Origin of the sequence: Paenibacillus medicaginis (genome assembly GCF_042138635.1) — a bacterium.
Lineage (GTDB): Bacteria > Bacillota > Bacilli > Paenibacillales > Paenibacillaceae > Paenibacillus > Paenibacillus medicaginis.
The window spans coordinates 171,871-186,408 of the sequence record NZ_JBHIRY010000003.1; the positions used below are offsets into that span (position 1 = coordinate 171,871).

Here is a 14,538-nt window from a genome sequence, read left to right on the forward strand (position 1 = left end):
TCTATTCGTCAGCCAACCATGTACGCAGCAGGTTGACGAACTCATCGGGCTTCTTCTTGGCCAGACTTTCAAGCTGTTTGCGTACTTGATCTTCGCTTGTCACACTTTCCAAACTGATTGAAGGAAATTCCGTCGGTGGAGACAGGATCAGGTCATCTTCATACTCCTCTGCTGCCTGTTTGCGGCGGTTCCGGACAATCAGAATGATGGCTGTGGCCACCAGCGCGAGCACAGCAGCTCCAATTGCCCATGCCCACGGGTTGGAGGCTGACAGCCATTTCGCCTGCTGCTGTTCAGGTGCGGCTGCCTGACTAATAACCTTGACCTTGGCCGCCAGCTGTTGCTGTGTGAATTGTGTTCCGGAATTCGCCAATGAAGCGCCGACGATATTCGTAAGAACCGTTTCCATATCAGCAATTTGAGTTTGAGACAGAGGCGTTTGTCCTGCACCTGTTTCAACAGCCACATTAATGGTTAAATCTTTAACAGTATAAGGGCTGGAGATAATATCCCTGGCGATTCTGTTCACTTCGTAGTTAATCGTGCTGGACGTTTTTTCAGATTCGCTTGTGCCTGATGAAGCCCCGCCAGGATATCCCGGAACATCCTGCTCACCCGTACCGGCAACTCCCCCGGTCTGACCGCTGGAGCCTGATGAGGATTCCGAAGTCTCCTGTGTACTGATTTCGATGCCTTTCCCTCGTTCCTGGTCAACCGGCGTAACCAGCTGCTCCTTGGAAGTAACCTTGTCGAAATTCAACTGGGAAGCTACCAGCACATGAATCCGGTCAGCACCTGCATATTGGGATAAAAATTGTTCGACTTTTGCCCTGACATCACTCTCAAATTTCTTCTGTAGTGCCATATTTTCCTGAACACCGTTAGAAAGACCGCCCTGACCGCCCTTCACAGTCGGTATCAGCTCATACTCGTTATTCGTGATGGTGATATTTTCAACCGGCAGCTTCGGAACTGCGGTTTTCACCAAATTAAAATAACCGTCTATGGCCCCTTGTGATGGCCGGAACCCTGGCTCAAACTGCATGACGATGGAGGCCGATGCTTTGTCTTCCTCTTCCAGTCCTGCAAATATATTCTCTTTCGGGAGATTGATAATGGCTTTAGCGCTTTTGACACCTTCCATCTGTCCCAGCAACTGCTGTACTTCCCCGTTCAATGCGTTATTGTATTTCACATTGAATTCATTCTCGGTCATGCCGATGGCGTTTGAGGTTTCGTCAAACGCACCCAGGCCGATCGACCCATTCTGAATGAGCCCCTTCGATCCGACGGCAACTTTGGCTTCTGCTGCAGATGCGCTTGGAATCGCAATATCCGTCCCGCTTGCACTTAATTTATAAGGGATGTTGCCTGAGTTCAGATACTCGATTACCGCAGCAGCATCATTGGCATTCAAATTCCGGAAGGCGACCTCGTACTCCGTTTTTGTAAACTGCATGGTCAGCACCGCAGCTGCAAGCACGATAAACGCGAATGTCGAAATGAGCAGTATTTTTTGTTTTTTACTGAAATTGGTCCAATATCCGATAAGGCTGTCGCGATATCGGGCTATTCTCTCGTTCACTGTGTCACCCCATCCGAAACTTTGCTGGTTCTATTAAAGCTGCGTGCGCATGATCTCTTGATAGGCTTCTATCGCTTTGTTCCGTATTTGGGTGGTGAACTGCAATGACAGTAAAGCCTCTTGAGAAGCAATCATAACCTGGTCAACATCAACCTGACCTGTCAGGAATTTGTTGGACATTTCCTGCGAATTGATTTCCTGCTGATTCACCTGGTTCAGCGCATCCGCCAAATAATCTCCGAACTGACGCAATGATTCCGCAGGTGTCGTCTGCGTCTTCAAATTGCTCACAGATGGAGTCTGCTGAACCGATGGGGATTCAATGTTGAACATTGTGTTTTGAATCATCTATTTCTCTCCCTCCATTCTTAAAGCGATCCTAGCGATCATTTGCCAATCTCGAGAGCTTTGCTGATCATCGCCTTTGAAGCGTTCAGTGCTGTGACGTTCGCCTCATAAGATCTTGAAGCGGAGATCATATCCACCATTTCCTTCGCGATATCGACATTAGGCATATATACATAACCTTTCTCATCCGCATCCGGATGCTCAGGGTTATAGACCGGTTTAAGTGGTGAAGCGTCTTCCCTAATCTCTGCAACCTTGACCCCCGCAGCCGTCGTTTTTCCATTCATCCGTGCATCTAACATATCGGAAAAGCTGGGTTGGTTAGGCTCAAGCACTGTCATTTTCCTGCGATACGGAACCGCCTGTCCATTCACTATCTGCGCCCGCGTCGTTTCCGCATTCGCAATGTTGCTGGAAATCACGTCCATCCGTAAACGTTGTGCAGTTAGGGCTGAAGAACTAATACCAAAACTGTTGCTGATTCTCAAGTTGTCCTCCCCCTTCCATATCAAAAAATGTCTTCTCGTGTCTAAAAAGAAGAAAATTCAACAAATTACGCTCATTCTACTTTTTCCGACGCTGTTTTTTTCGTTTTTATACACGACTCTTTAGGACTTAAGTATAAACAATTACCATGTTTTTGTATATTCTAAGTTTCGTAGAACTTGGGACTAAATACAATAAGAAAAAAGCCCTATCTTTTCGAAAAAAGAGGGCTTTACATGGATTTTTTGTTAAATTTTGTTCTTTTTCAGAGAATTTCATCGATTTTTTATCACTTTACATCTTTAACAAGCTCATTTTTCCTACCAGAGAATCGGGTCATTTATCTCGTTTTTGCTGGTCGGCGCAATTTCGTTATCCTGCAAGAAACCTGTTATTTCAGTCCCAAACAAAATATGAAACCGATCTGTTTTATAGGATATACTGACTTAGGTCCCGGTCCTCCGCAATATTCCCCAATTTTTCTCTTACATATTCCGGGGTTATAACCATTCGTTCCAGCGTCAATTCCGGGGATTCAAAGGAAAGGTCTTCAAGCAGCTTTTCCAGTATGGTATGCAATCTGCGGGCCCCGATGTTCTCGGTGTTTTTATTGACAGATTCGGCAATTTTCGCGATTTCTCTAATTGCCGAATCAGAGAACTCAATTTCAATATCTTCCGTGCGCAGCAGATCCACATACTGTTTGGTTAATGCATTCTGTGGTTCCGTCAGGATGGAGACAAATTCTTCCAGAGAAAGACTGCTCAGCTCTACCCGAATCGGAAAACGTCCCTGCAGCTCAGGAATAAGATCCGACGGTTTGGCCACATGAAAGGCACCTGCGGCGATAAACAGAATATAGTCCGTTCTTACCGGGCCATACTTCGTCATGATCGTTGAGCCTTCTACAATCGGAAGAATATCACGCTGTACCCCTTCACGGGAAACATCCGGACCATTTCCTTTACCCTGGGTGGCAATTTTGTCGATTTCGTCAATGAATATAATTCCTGATTGTTCGGCACGGGTAACGGACTCCTGAATGACATCGTCCATGTCGATCAGCCTGGCCGCCTCTTCCTGGGTCAGTACCTTGCGGGCCTCTTTGACGGTCAGCTTGCGCTTTTTCATTCTTTTAGGCAGCAGACTGCCGAACATCTCCTGCATGTTCATGCCCATTTGCTCATTGCCTTGACCGGCAAACATATCGAACATATTAGGTGTGGTGTCTTCAACCTCGATTTCAATCACATCATTTTCCAGATTTCCGGAAAGCAAATCAAACTTCACCTTGCGCCGTTTCTCCAGCACGGTTCCGTCCTGCTGCTCCGGCTCTGTTTCCTGCGTCTGGCCGGCATTTCCTCCGAACAGCATTTCAAACGGATTGCGCTGGGTTTTGCCGCTGCGGCTGCCTGGCACAAGAATTTGCACAATACGATCATTAGCCAGTTCTTCCGCTTTATCTTTCACCTTTTCGGTACGCTCTGTCCTGACCATCCGTATGGAGGTCTCAATCAGATCACGCACCATGGATTCCACGTCACGTCCGACATAACCGACCTCTGTAAACTTCGTGGCTTCCACTTTGACGAATGGGGCTCCGACCAAGCGTGCCAGCCTGCGGGCGATCTCCGTCTTGCCTACGCCTGTCGGCCCGATCATCAGGATATTCTTTGGCACTATCTCATCCCGGATCTCCTCAGCCAGCTTACTGCGGCGGTAACGGTTGCGAAGCGCCACGGCGACCGACTTTTTGGCCTGCTTCTGGCCAACGATATATTTATCCAATTCAGCGACAATTTGTCTTGGTGTTAAAGCTTGACTGTTCATATCCATTCCTCCAGCTCCTGAGTACTCAAAGCCGATATCTATACTACAGCTCTTCCACGATAATGTTGCTGTTTGTATATACACAAATTTCTGAAGCCACCTGCAGCGCTTCTCTTGCCATATCCGCTGCTTCAAGGCCTGTACTATGACGCTTCAAGGCGCGGGCGGCAGCAAGCGCAAAATTGCCCCCGGACCCGATGGCAAGTACATCATCATCAGGCTCAATGATTTCGCCGCCACCCGATATCAACAGCATTCCACTTTGATCCATAACAATCATAAGAGCCTCAAGCTTGCGCAGAATGCGGTCCTGCCGCCAGTCCTTGGCCAATTCAACAGCCGCTCTCTGCAGGTTTCCGTGGTGTTCCTCCAGCTTGCCCTCGAACTTCTCAAAAAGGGTAATGGCGTCGGCGACCGAACCGGCAAAACCGGCGACCACCTGCCCCCGGTATAATCTTCGTACCTTTTTGGCCGTCTGCTTCATCACTACGTTGTTGCCGAATGTCACCTGACCGTCTCCGGCAATCGCACCTCTGCCGTTATGGCGAACCGCACAAATCGTAGTAGCATGAAATGACATGTCCATATGGCGCCCTCCTTTATGGCTAAGGCCGCTGCACAATACATGCAGCAGCCCACGTTTATATGATGCTCTACGCTTCCTGGCCCGCAGGCATGACGTGTGCATTCTGAATATAGCTTCCAGTGCTGTTCAGCGCACGCTGAGCCAGAGCTTCGTTTTTCTCTTTCTTGTTGCGGATGCGGGTTTCCAGCTTGGGAAATAGGCCAAAGTTGGCGTTCATCGGCTGAAAATGCTTGAAATCAGCTGTCGTAATATAACGGGCCATGCTTCCAAGGGTCGTGTCCGCCGGGAAAACAAGCAGTTCTTGTCCCTGTGCCGCCCGGGCGGCATTGATGCCTGCAAGCAGACCGGAGGCTGCGGACTCCACATAACCTTCAACGCCTGTCATCTGGCCTGCAAAGAAAAGCCCGCGGCGGCCCTTAAACTGGTAGGTGTCTTCCAACTGCTTGGGAGAATTGATAAAGGTATTGCGGTGCATAACCCCATACCGCACAAATTCGGCATGTTCAAGACCCGGGATCATAGAGAACACCCGCTTCTGCTCCCCCCATTTAAGATGGGTTTGGAAGCCTACCAGGTTGTAAAGCGTACCTGCCGCATTATCCTGCCGCAGCTGTACAACCGCGTAAGGCAGCGTCCCTGTATGCGGATTGACAAGGCCAACCGGCTTCATCGGCCCGAACAGAGCCGTCTGCTTCCCGCGCTGCATCATCACTTCAATCGGCATACAGCCTTCAAAATAAATTTCTTTCTCAAATTCTTTCACTTGGGCCACTTCCGCTGTGATCAGCGCGTCATAAAAAGCATTAAACTCTTCTTCATTCATCGGGCAGTTGAGATAGGCCGCCTCTCCCTTGTCATAACGGGAGGCAAGATATACTTTGCTCATATCAATGGAGTCCTTCTCCACAATCGGGGCAGCAGCGTCGTAAAAATAAAAATACTCTTCCCCCATCATTGCTTTGATCTGTTCGGAAAGCGCAGGCGAAGTCAAAGGTCCTGTCGCCACAACGACGATCCCTTCCTGCGGAATTTCCTGAAGTTCCTCATTCACGACCTCGATCAGCGGATGCTGATGAAGCGTGCGCGTAACTTCCCCGGAAAAGCCGTCACGGTCCACGGCAAGCGCCCCTCCGGCAGGGACAGCATTGCGGTCAGCCGCTCCCAGAACGAGCGAGTTCAGCATTCTCATCTCTTCCTTCAGCACACCGACCGCATTGGTCAAGCCATTGGCCCGCAGCGAATTGCTGCAGACCAGTTCAGCGAATTTATCTGTATGATGCGCCGGTGTTTTGACTACCGGGCGCATTTCGTATAAACGGACAGGCACGCCCCGGCTTGCGATTTGCCAGGCAGCTTCACTTCCAGCCAAACCTGCACCGATGACGGTTACCTTTTGTACATCCACCACTTCAATATCCTCCTGCTTTGTCGTCATTCATTTTGGTGTGCTGTTTACATCGTTTCTTCTACAGCATCATCGGTCTCTTCAACCATTTCCATGTGATCGCAGGACGTACACTGCAGCTTCGTTCCCTGTTTGTTCCGCTTCTCCACCATCAGACTGCCGCAATTCGGGCAAGGCTTGACTGAAGGCTTATCCCAGGACACAAAGTCGCATTCCGGATAACGGGTACACCCGTAAAAAATACGCCCCTTTTTGCTGCGCCGTTCGACGACACTGCCTTCTTTGCAGGTCGGACAGGTTACACCGATATCTTTTACGATCGGCTTTGTATTGCGGCAGTCCGGAAAGCCGGAGCAGGCCAGAAACTTGCCAAAACGTCCAAGCTTGTAAACCATAGGCTTGCCGCATTTATCACATATCTCATCAGAGACCTCGTCCTCGATTTCAATTTCCTTCATTTCTTCCTCGGCTACTTCCAGCCGCTTCTCAAAGGATTCATAGAAATCGTTGAGCACCTTGACCCAGTCCTCTTCCCCTTCCTCCACATGGTCCAGATCCTCCTCCATGTTGGCGGTGAATTCCACATTCAGAATTTCGGGAAAAAACTGCTCCATCTGCTCAATCACAAGCTCTCCGAGCTCGGTAGGCATAAATTTCTTTTCTTCAATCGCCACGTACCCACGCTTTTGAATGGTTTCAAGCGTCGGCGCGTACGTGCTCGGACGTCCGATCCCAAGCTCTTCAAGCGTTTTTACGAGCCGTGCCTCCGTATACCGGGGCGGGGGCTGCGTAAAATGCTGCTTTGGCTCAATCTCTTCCGTCTTCAGCTTATCTCCTTCCGCAAGCGGCGGCAGCAGCTTCTCCTCTTCCGTGTTCCCGTCGTCGTTGCCTTCGACGTATACTTTCATAAAGCCGGGAAACCGCACCTTGGAGCCTGCGGCACGGAAGACGGCTGATCCTGCCTCGATATCTACAGAAAGAGTATCCATAATGGCCGATGACATTTGACTTGCCATGAACCTTTCCCATATCAGCTTGTATAACCGCAGCTGGTCTCTGCTTAAATACGGCTTCACCGTGTCCGGGTCGCGCAGCACGGAAGTCGGACGGATCGCTTCATGGGCGTCCTGCGCATTGGCCGCTTTTTTCGAATATTGGCGCGGGCTTTCCGGTACATAGGACGCTCCGAATTTCCCGGTAATGAATTCTTTGGCTTCCTCCTGCGCCGAAGCAGCAATACGTGTGGAATCGGTACGCATGTAGGTAATAAGACCGACCGTGCCTTCCTTGCCGAGGTCAGCACCCTCATAGAGCTGCTGGGCAACGGACATCGTTTTGGAAGCCCGGAAATTCAGTTTGCGTGCCGCCTCCTGTTGCAGTGAGCTGGTGGTAAAAGGCGCCGACGGGTTGCGTAGACGCTCTTTCTCCTTGACACTAATGACCGAGAATGCAGCATTTTCGATGGCGGCCAAAACCTCTTTCACATCCGCCTCGCTCGCAAGCTCCTTCTTCTCACCATTGAGCTTATGAAATTTAGCCTCGAAGTTGCTGCTGTTCACAGACAAACGAGCTGTAATCGTCCAGTATTCCTCTGGTACAAATTCGCTGATTTCATTTTCCCGGTCCAGAATGATCTTGACTGCAACGGACTGCACGCGCCCGGCCGACAGACCCTTTTTTACTTTTTTCCACAACAGCGGACTGATCTTGTAACCGACAAGGCGGTCCAAAATCCGCCGTGCCTGCTGGGCGTTCACCAGGTCCATATTGATTTTGCGCGGTGTTTTAAAAGCATCCTTGACCGCCTGTTTTGTTATTTCATTAAATACGACGCGGCAGTCTGCCTTGTCATCCAACTCCAGCGCATGCGCCAAATGCCAGGCAATAGCCTCTCCTTCACGGTCGGGGTCCGCTGCCAGATAGACTTTTTTCACTTTTTTGCTGGCATCCTTTAATTCCTTTAAAATAGAACCTTTACCTCGAATGGTTATATATTTTGGATTGAAGCTGTTCTCCACTTCAACCCCGATCTGGCTTTTAGGCAAATCCCGGACATGCCCCATTGAGGCTTTGACGATATATTTGCTGCCTAAATACTTGCCGATCGTTTTCGCCTTGGAAGGCGACTCCACAATGACGAGTGAATCCGCCACAGACCATCCTCCTCTCCATTACTTGCCTTACTGTTACATCCAAGCGCTATTCAGCAGTGCCTATCCATGTATAGTTAATATCGTTATAGCTGATTAAATTAACTCATATTTCAGACCCGCAAGCTGAGCGACCCTTTTTTTTATGATTAACGATAACAGAACTGAGTGCAAAAGTCCAAAATCCCAGCCGGTCGCCGTCAGCAGCTCATCCACCGTAAGCGTTCCCTGCTCCAGCAGCACAATCATCCGTTCTTCATCCGAAGTGTACTCCTGCCGCAAAGATCCGCCCGCATCCCCGGCTCCTGCCGCAGCAGATTGACTGGAATCTGCGCCGATAGCAGCCAGCCACATACTATACTCCTCTTCGATATCGGAAGCTTCAGTAACCAGCTTAGCTCCTTGTTTGATTAAATTCAAGGTACCCCGGCTTTTGGGGGATGTAACGGGACCTGGCACCGCAAACACATCTCTGTTCTCCTCCAGGGCGGCATCGGCCGTAATTAATGACCCGCTGCGGATATCAGCTTCCACAACGAGCGTACCCCACGTCAAACCAGCAATGATGCGGTTGCGCTGTGGAAACAAACCCGAATGCGATTTCGTCCCTGGCGGATATTCAGAAATGACAAGCCCTTTGCGAATAATCTCTTTATATAATGATGTATTTTCTGGAGGATATGCAACATCGATCGCCGTGCCTAGTACAGCCATTGTGCTGCCGCCACAGCGGAGCGCAGCTTCATGGCAGATGCTGTCGATTCCCCGCGCCATTCCGCTGACGATTGTATATCCGTACGCACACAATCCCTCCGCCAGCATCTCTGCCATCTTCCGGCCATAAGCCGTTGGCACGCGTGTGCCTACCATCGCTATCGACATGGTATCAAGCAAGGATCTGTCACCGAGAAAGTACAAAACCCATGCGGGATCAGAAGTTTCCTTCATTAATATAGGATAATCGTCATCCAGATACGTAATAACCCCGATACCAGTCTCCTGAATCTTCAGCCACTGCTGCGTGACCCACTCCTTCGTAAACAGGGCTGCAGCTTGGCGTGCCAACTCCGCCGTCAAACCGATTCCCGCCCATTGCTTCTCCCCAAATTCAAATAACTCATACAGGTTGATCCCGCTGGCAAGGAGGCGATTGACCGTTCTACGGCCCACCCCCTGCAGCATCGTTAGCCCCATTAACACCTGGCGTTCATCCATTTCCGTTTCCTCCCTGAAAGGGAAGGCTGTGCCCTCCCTATTTTGTGGCAGAGATCGTTTTTTTGCAAGCGTTTCCTCTCCAAAAAAATGAAAACGCCAAAAAAGCAACCTTTTTTATTCCCGCATGCGGAAACAAAAAGGTTGCTTACCTTTACTACATTATATACCAGCAATAACCGGATTGTTCAAGTCCTTTAATGCGTAGTGCAAAGATTGAGAATGCCCCGTTCTTCCAGCACGCTGACCAGAGTCGAGCCCATTTCGGACGGAGTTGGAGCGACTTTAATACCGCAGGACTCCAGTTTCTCGATCTTTTCTTTCGCTGTGCCTTTGCCGCCGGAAATAATCGCACCCGCGTGGCCCATCCGTTTACCCGGAGGAGCTGTAACGCCGCCGATAAAGCCGACAACAGGCTTGGTCATATTTTCCTTGATCCACTCCGCCGCTTCTTCTTCCGCCGTACCGCCGATTTCACCGATCATGATGACAGCATGTGTCTGCGGATCTTCGTTAAAGCGACGCAAAATGTCAATAAACTCGGACCCTTTCACCGGGTCCCCCCCGATGCCTACAGCGGAGGATTGGCCGATGCCGCGGGTAGTCAGCTGGTGTACTGCTTCATAAGTAAGGGTTCCGCTGCGGGAGACGACGCCTACATGACCTGGCATGTGAATATACCCGGGCATAATGCCGATCTTGCATTCACCAGGTGTAATGACGCCAGGACAGTTTGGTCCGATCAGGACGGTTTTCTTGCCTTCCATAAACCGCTTCACCTTGATCATATCCACTACCGGAATTCCCTCAGTGATACAAATCACAAGGTCCATCTCCGCGTCTACCGCTTCCATGATGGAATCCGCCGCGAAAGCCGGTGGTACATAAATAACGCTGGCGGTTGCTCCAGTCTTCGCTTTGGCCTCTTCAACCGTGTTGAAGACAGGCAGCTTTACCGTACTGCCGTTCTCCAGCGTGATCTCCACTTCCGTGCCGCCTTTGCCCGGCGAGGTACCGCCGACCATCTGTGTTCCGTAATCCAGGGCTCCCTTGGCATGAAACAATGCCGTTTTCCCTGTAATCCCTTGCGTAATGACCTTTGTATTTTTGTCGACCAAAATACTCACGCTGCTCACATCCCCTATCTATTATTCTTTCATCCGGAATGCAAAAATGGTTAAAGCTTACTTCACGAGCGAAACAATTTTCTGTGCTCCGTCCGCCATCGAATCTGCAGAAACGATATTCAGACCGGATTCGGACAAAATCTGCTTGCCGAGATCCACATTGGTGCCTTCCAGACGGACAACCAGCGGCTGGCTGAGACCGACCTGCTTCGCCGCTTCCACGACACCATTTGCAATGACATCACACTGCATAATGCCTCCGAAGATGTTGACGAAGATACCCTCCACCTTCGGATCGGACAAAATAATTTTGAACGCTTCGGTAACCTTCTCCGTTGTGGCGCCGCCCCCTACATCGAGGAAGTTGGCCGGATCGCCACCATAATATTTGATAATATCCATCGTCGCCATAGCCAGACCTGCACCGTTGACCATGCAGCCGATGTTGCCGTCAAGAGCAATGTAGCTCAGATCGAATTTGGAAGCTTCAATTTCCTTCTCATCTTCCTCGTCCAGATCACGCAGCGCCTGAATGTCCTTATGACGGAACAACGCATTGGAGTCAAAGTTCAGCTTGGCGTCCAGTGCCATAACGTTACCGTCGCCAGTAACCACCAGCGGGTTGATCTCGGCGATCGAGCAATCTTTGTCCACAAATGCCGCATACAATCCCATCATAAACTGGGCAGCCTTGTTCACAAGCTCATTCGGAATGTTGATGCTGTAAGCCAGCTTCCGGGCCTGGAACGTCTGCAAGCCGACAGCTGGATCAATGACTTCCTTGAAAATTTTCTCCGGAGTGGCTGCCGCCACCTCTTCGATTTCCGTACCGCCTTCCTCGGATGCCATCATGACAACACGTCCGGTAGCCCGGTCAACCACAACGCCTACGTAATATTCCTTGCGGATGTCACAGCCTTCTTCAATTAAGAGGCGCTTAACCTCTTTCCCTTCCGGGCCTGTCTGATGAGTAACCAATACTTTACCGAGAATTTCGGAAGCATAGGTCTGCACCTCATCAAGGCTTTTTGCCACCTTCACGCCGCCGGCTTTACCGCGTCCACCGGCATGAATTTGAGCTTTCACAACTGTAACAGCGCTTCCAAGCGATTTGGCGGCCTCTACCGCTTCTTCCACCGTATAGGCTACTTTGCCGTTCGGAACCACTACCCCGTACTGTTTTAACACTTCTTTACCTTGATATTCATGGATATTCATTCTCGAATCCTCCTATCAACATGACTGCAGCAAGGCGGTTTACAAGGAAATCTGATATAAACCCACATCATTGTAACATGTTTTTAAAACGCTTTCCTTAAAAATGACAGATGAACTCCAAGCATTTTTATATCAGTATCATTCCTAAAAGCGAATATTTGGATAAATATGTGAAAAAGAGCGGATTTTTTTCTGATCCTTACATGTTCTCGCTGAAAAAATTCAATATTAACATCAAAGGTATTCAATTGATCGGAGGGGTACTTACTTAATGAAAATGGATAGCAAATTCAGCAATGTGCCGCGGTTTCTGCAATGGGTGCTCAACGTCCTTTTAACTCTGCTGGCCCTCGTCCTCTCCGTCTTTCTCGTAAGAGAGACCTATACTATTTATCAGCTTTTCTTCACTTCAGACGGCCCCCCGCCGATTGAGCTGCTGGAGAGCATTCTTAACTTTTTCCTTTATTTCGAATTTATAGCCCTGATCATCAAATATTTCGAAGCCCGTTTCCATTTTCCGCTCCGTTATCTAATCTATATCGGCATTACTGCCATCGTGCGGCTCATTATTGTGGATCACAAAAATCCGATGGATACCATCCTGTACTCAGGCGCCATTCTGATCATGGTGGTCACGTTATTTATAGCCGATCCCCGCAAGAAAAGCGGCGGTTGATGATTTTTATTTACGAAATACAAAAAGCCCCGGTTTATCCGGGACTGATCAAATCAGATGCTCTCGCAGAGACTACTTGCCGCAGCTGTCCTTATTGTATTGGTGTACTCTGTTCAGCAGATGGTTGAATTGCTCCAGCAATGCTCTGAACTCCTCAGTGTCCTTGCAAATTTTACCACCAATGGAGTCCGGAATGCTTAACGCCTGATGTCTTAATTGGCTTCCCGCGTCCGTCAATGTAATCAGCACCTTGCGTTCATCCTGAGCAGACCGTTCACGATGAATGAGGCCTGCGGTCTGAAGTCTCTTCAATAGCGGAGTCAAGGTACCGGAATCCAGATACAGCGCCTCTCCCAGCTCCTTCACCGTACACTGTTCACGCTCCCAGAGAACGATGAGCACCAGATACTGCGAATAAGTAACGCCCAACTGCTCAAGATAAGGCTGATATAGCTTCGTGATCTCACGCGAGCAGGCATATATGGTAAAACAAAGCTGATTTTCTAATTTCAAAGCTTGATCTGCGATGTTGCTTTCCATGTCTGTCATTCACCTACTTTCGTCATTATTTTATCACAAAATTAAAAAAGAAGCATATATATTTTGAAAAATATATTTACAATATCTTTTTATTGTGTTAATTTAAATTGTGTAAAATATATAAGAGAGGCAGTTGATTGAAAATGATGACAATCCAACAAAAAATGTATGAAACCACTGTAAAAGCTGTAGGCGGCCGCGAAGGCTATGTAGAATCTTCTTCCCCTGAGCTCCGGCTCGATGTTCGCACTCCGAAAGAAATGGGTGGCGCCGGCGGAAACGGCACCAATCCAGAGCAACTGTTCGCAGCAGGCTACGGCGCATGTTTCGACAGCGCCCTTAATCTGGTGGCACGCACACAGCGGATCAAACACGAAGGCACTGAAATTAACACGACCGTCTCTTTTGGCAAAGTTGAAGACGGCGGCTTCGGCATTGGCGTTAAAATGGATGTCCTGGTGAAGGGCGTTGACCGTGAAACGGCATCCAAACTGGTTGAAGAAGCTCACCAGGTGTGCCCTTATTCCCGCGCGACACGTGGTAATATTGTGGTTGAATTTAATGTTCTGTAATTCCTGTCCATATCCAAAATAAAAATTTCCTGAATGTGCCGTACTGTCCCCCTCACTCCCCATTCAGGCAGCACGGCCTCAGTTCATTTATATACATGATGGACAAATAACCCTCACACCCGTTGGGTGGAGGGTTATTTGTCATTTTTTCCACATTTAGGATCAGAACAATCCAGACTTGATACCGGTGGACGACTTTAATAACAGCTAATCACCATATTTTCGGCTCCACTCTACTGTCCATTCTGTATAAGTCTCGCCTGTCACTTCCTCAAGCGTCTTACCGTCTAATGAATACACACCACCCACTAAGCCCTCCATATCCGGATAGGAATAACCGCCAATCACCTTCTCGTCAGCAAGCATGATATACAGTCTTGTTTGGGCATTGTATTGTTTTTGCAAAGGGTGATTAGTGACAACAAATCCATATACCGAGATTTCTTCACCAAAATAGCGCTCTGGCTCAGTTTCCTGTACAGACCAGATCTGCTGATAAGGAGCTGTGTCTGGTCCATAAAGCATGCTTTTACTGAGCTTATACTTATCCAGCAGTCCTAAAAAGGAATTTACTCTGTACCCCTGGCCTTCAATGAATTCTTTTGCTGTTCTCTCATCTCCGGTCACTTCTCTTTGATTGCAGCCGAGCGTAAAGAGAGCCAAAGCAACAAGTACAAAAAAGCTAGTGTACCGCCTCATTTCAGCCTCTCCTTTGTGGACAATTCGTTTGCCTGAAAAATCCCTGTTAACTGCTTTCTATATATCAGTCAAATGCTTAGATTTATAACTATTCCCAAATTATA

14 protein-coding genes are annotated in these 14,538 nt (G+C 48.9%); 2 read left to right on the forward strand and 12 right to left on the reverse strand.

Annotated elements, in window-relative coordinates:
• Window position 1 precedes the first annotated feature (1 nt).
• The 10 genes from fliF to sucC form a co-directional block, all read right to left on the reverse strand.
• A complete protein-coding gene (gene fliF / locus ACE5LO_RS04925; protein ID WP_375518925.1) occupies window positions 2–1,585 on the reverse strand; it encodes a flagellar basal-body MS-ring/collar protein FliF in 1,584 nt (527 codons plus the stop codon).
• A gap of 33 nt (window positions 1,586–1,618) precedes the next feature.
• A complete protein-coding gene (gene fliE, locus ACE5LO_RS04930; protein WP_375354345.1) occupies window positions 1,619–1,933 on the reverse strand; it encodes a flagellar hook-basal body complex protein FliE in 315 nt (104 codons plus the stop codon).
• Window positions 1,934–1,971: 38 nt separating this feature from the next.
• On the reverse strand, window positions 1,972–2,421 hold the full coding sequence (gene flgC / locus ACE5LO_RS04935; RefSeq protein WP_375518926.1) for a flagellar basal body rod protein FlgC: 450 nt from the start codon (window positions 2,419–2,421) through the stop codon (window positions 1,972–1,974).
• Window positions 2,422–2,848: 427 nt separating this feature from the next.
• Entirely contained in the window at window positions 2,849–4,249 is a 1,401-nt protein-coding gene (gene hslU / locus ACE5LO_RS04940) for an ATP-dependent protease ATPase subunit HslU (protein ID WP_375518927.1), read from the reverse strand.
• A gap of 43 nt (window positions 4,250–4,292) precedes the next feature.
• Window positions 4,293–4,835: an ATP-dependent protease subunit HslV gene (hslV, locus tag ACE5LO_RS04945; protein ID WP_375354341.1), complete on the reverse strand. Its 543-nt coding sequence runs from the start codon at window positions 4,833–4,835 to the stop codon at window positions 4,293–4,295.
• Window positions 4,836–4,902: 67 nt separating this feature from the next.
• Complete coding sequence (trmFO, locus tag ACE5LO_RS04950; protein WP_375518928.1) at window positions 4,903–6,243, reverse strand: FADH(2)-oxidizing methylenetetrahydrofolate--tRNA-(uracil(54)-C(5))-methyltransferase TrmFO; 1,341 nt, start codon at window positions 6,241–6,243, stop codon at window positions 4,903–4,905.
• Between the two features lie 44 nt (window positions 6,244–6,287).
• Window positions 6,288–8,393, reverse strand: coding sequence for a type I DNA topoisomerase (topA, locus tag ACE5LO_RS04955; RefSeq protein ID WP_375518929.1), 2,106 nt, complete (start codon window positions 8,391–8,393; stop codon window positions 6,288–6,290).
• A 93-nt stretch (window positions 8,394–8,486) separates the two neighbouring features.
• On the reverse strand, window positions 8,487–9,605 hold the full coding sequence (gene dprA, locus ACE5LO_RS04960) for a DNA-processing protein DprA (RefSeq protein ID WP_375518930.1): 1,119 nt from the start codon (window positions 9,603–9,605) through the stop codon (window positions 8,487–8,489).
• 194 nt (window positions 9,606–9,799) lie between these two features.
• Window positions 9,800–10,729 (reverse strand): succinate--CoA ligase subunit alpha, encoded by a 930-nt coding sequence (sucD, locus tag ACE5LO_RS04965; RefSeq protein ID WP_375354334.1) that lies wholly within the window; start codon window positions 10,727–10,729, stop codon window positions 9,800–9,802.
• Between the two features lie 57 nt (window positions 10,730–10,786).
• Complete coding sequence (gene sucC / locus ACE5LO_RS04970) at window positions 10,787–11,947, reverse strand: ADP-forming succinate--CoA ligase subunit beta (protein WP_375518931.1); 1,161 nt, start codon at window positions 11,945–11,947, stop codon at window positions 10,787–10,789.
• A gap of 271 nt (window positions 11,948–12,218) precedes the next feature.
• On the opposite strand from sucC, the gene psiE reads away from it, so the two are divergent.
• The gene (psiE, locus tag ACE5LO_RS04975; RefSeq protein ID WP_375518932.1) at window positions 12,219–12,623 is read left to right on the forward strand and encodes a phosphate-starvation-inducible protein PsiE; all 405 of its coding nucleotides are present in this window, start codon (window positions 12,219–12,221) and stop codon (window positions 12,621–12,623) included.
• A 72-nt stretch (window positions 12,624–12,695) separates the two neighbouring features.
• Here psiE and ACE5LO_RS04980 read toward each other — a convergent pair whose 3' ends face one another.
• Window positions 12,696–13,163: a MarR family winged helix-turn-helix transcriptional regulator gene (locus ACE5LO_RS04980; RefSeq protein ID WP_375518933.1), complete on the reverse strand. Its 468-nt coding sequence runs from the start codon at window positions 13,161–13,163 to the stop codon at window positions 12,696–12,698.
• A gap of 143 nt (window positions 13,164–13,306) precedes the next feature.
• On the opposite strand from ACE5LO_RS04980, the gene ACE5LO_RS04985 reads away from it, so the two are divergent.
• Entirely contained in the window at window positions 13,307–13,735 is a 429-nt protein-coding gene (locus ACE5LO_RS04985) for an organic hydroperoxide resistance protein (protein ID WP_375519036.1), read from the forward strand.
• 207 nt (window positions 13,736–13,942) lie between these two features.
• On the opposite strand, the gene ACE5LO_RS04990 is transcribed toward ACE5LO_RS04985, so the two are convergent.
• Window positions 13,943–14,434: a hypothetical protein gene (locus ACE5LO_RS04990; RefSeq protein ID WP_375518934.1), complete on the reverse strand. Its 492-nt coding sequence runs from the start codon at window positions 14,432–14,434 to the stop codon at window positions 13,943–13,945.
• Window positions 14,435–14,538: the final 104 nt, after the last annotated feature.

Excerpts from the sequence above, each read along its gene's own strand:
- ACE5LO_RS04985 (WP_375519036.1), top strand. The coding sequence starts at position 13,307 with ATGATGACAATCCAACAAAAAATGTATGAAACCACTGTAAAAGCTGTA.
- hslV (WP_375354341.1), bottom strand. The coding sequence starts at position 4,835 with ATGGACATGTCATTTCATGCTACTACGATTTGTGCGGTTCGCCATAAC.
- sucC (WP_375518931.1), bottom strand. The coding sequence starts at position 11,947 with ATGAATATCCATGAATATCAAGGTAAAGAAGTGTTAAAACAGTACGGG.
- ACE5LO_RS04990 (WP_375518934.1), bottom strand. The coding sequence starts at position 14,434 with ATGAGGCGGTACACTAGCTTTTTTGTACTTGTTGCTTTGGCTCTCTTT.
- ACE5LO_RS04980 (WP_375518933.1), bottom strand. The coding sequence starts at position 13,163 with ATGGAAAGCAACATCGCAGATCAAGCTTTGAAATTAGAAAATCAGCTT.
- fliE (WP_375354345.1), bottom strand. The coding sequence starts at position 1,933 with ATGATTCAAAACACAATGTTCAACATTGAATCCCCATCGGTTCAGCAG.
- psiE (WP_375518932.1), top strand. The coding sequence starts at position 12,219 with ATGAAAATGGATAGCAAATTCAGCAATGTGCCGCGGTTTCTGCAATGG.
- dprA (WP_375518930.1), bottom strand. The coding sequence starts at position 9,605 with ATGGATGAACGCCAGGTGTTAATGGGGCTAACGATGCTGCAGGGGGTG.
- hslU (WP_375518927.1), bottom strand. The coding sequence starts at position 4,249 with ATGAACAGTCAAGCTTTAACACCAAGACAAATTGTCGCTGAATTGGAT.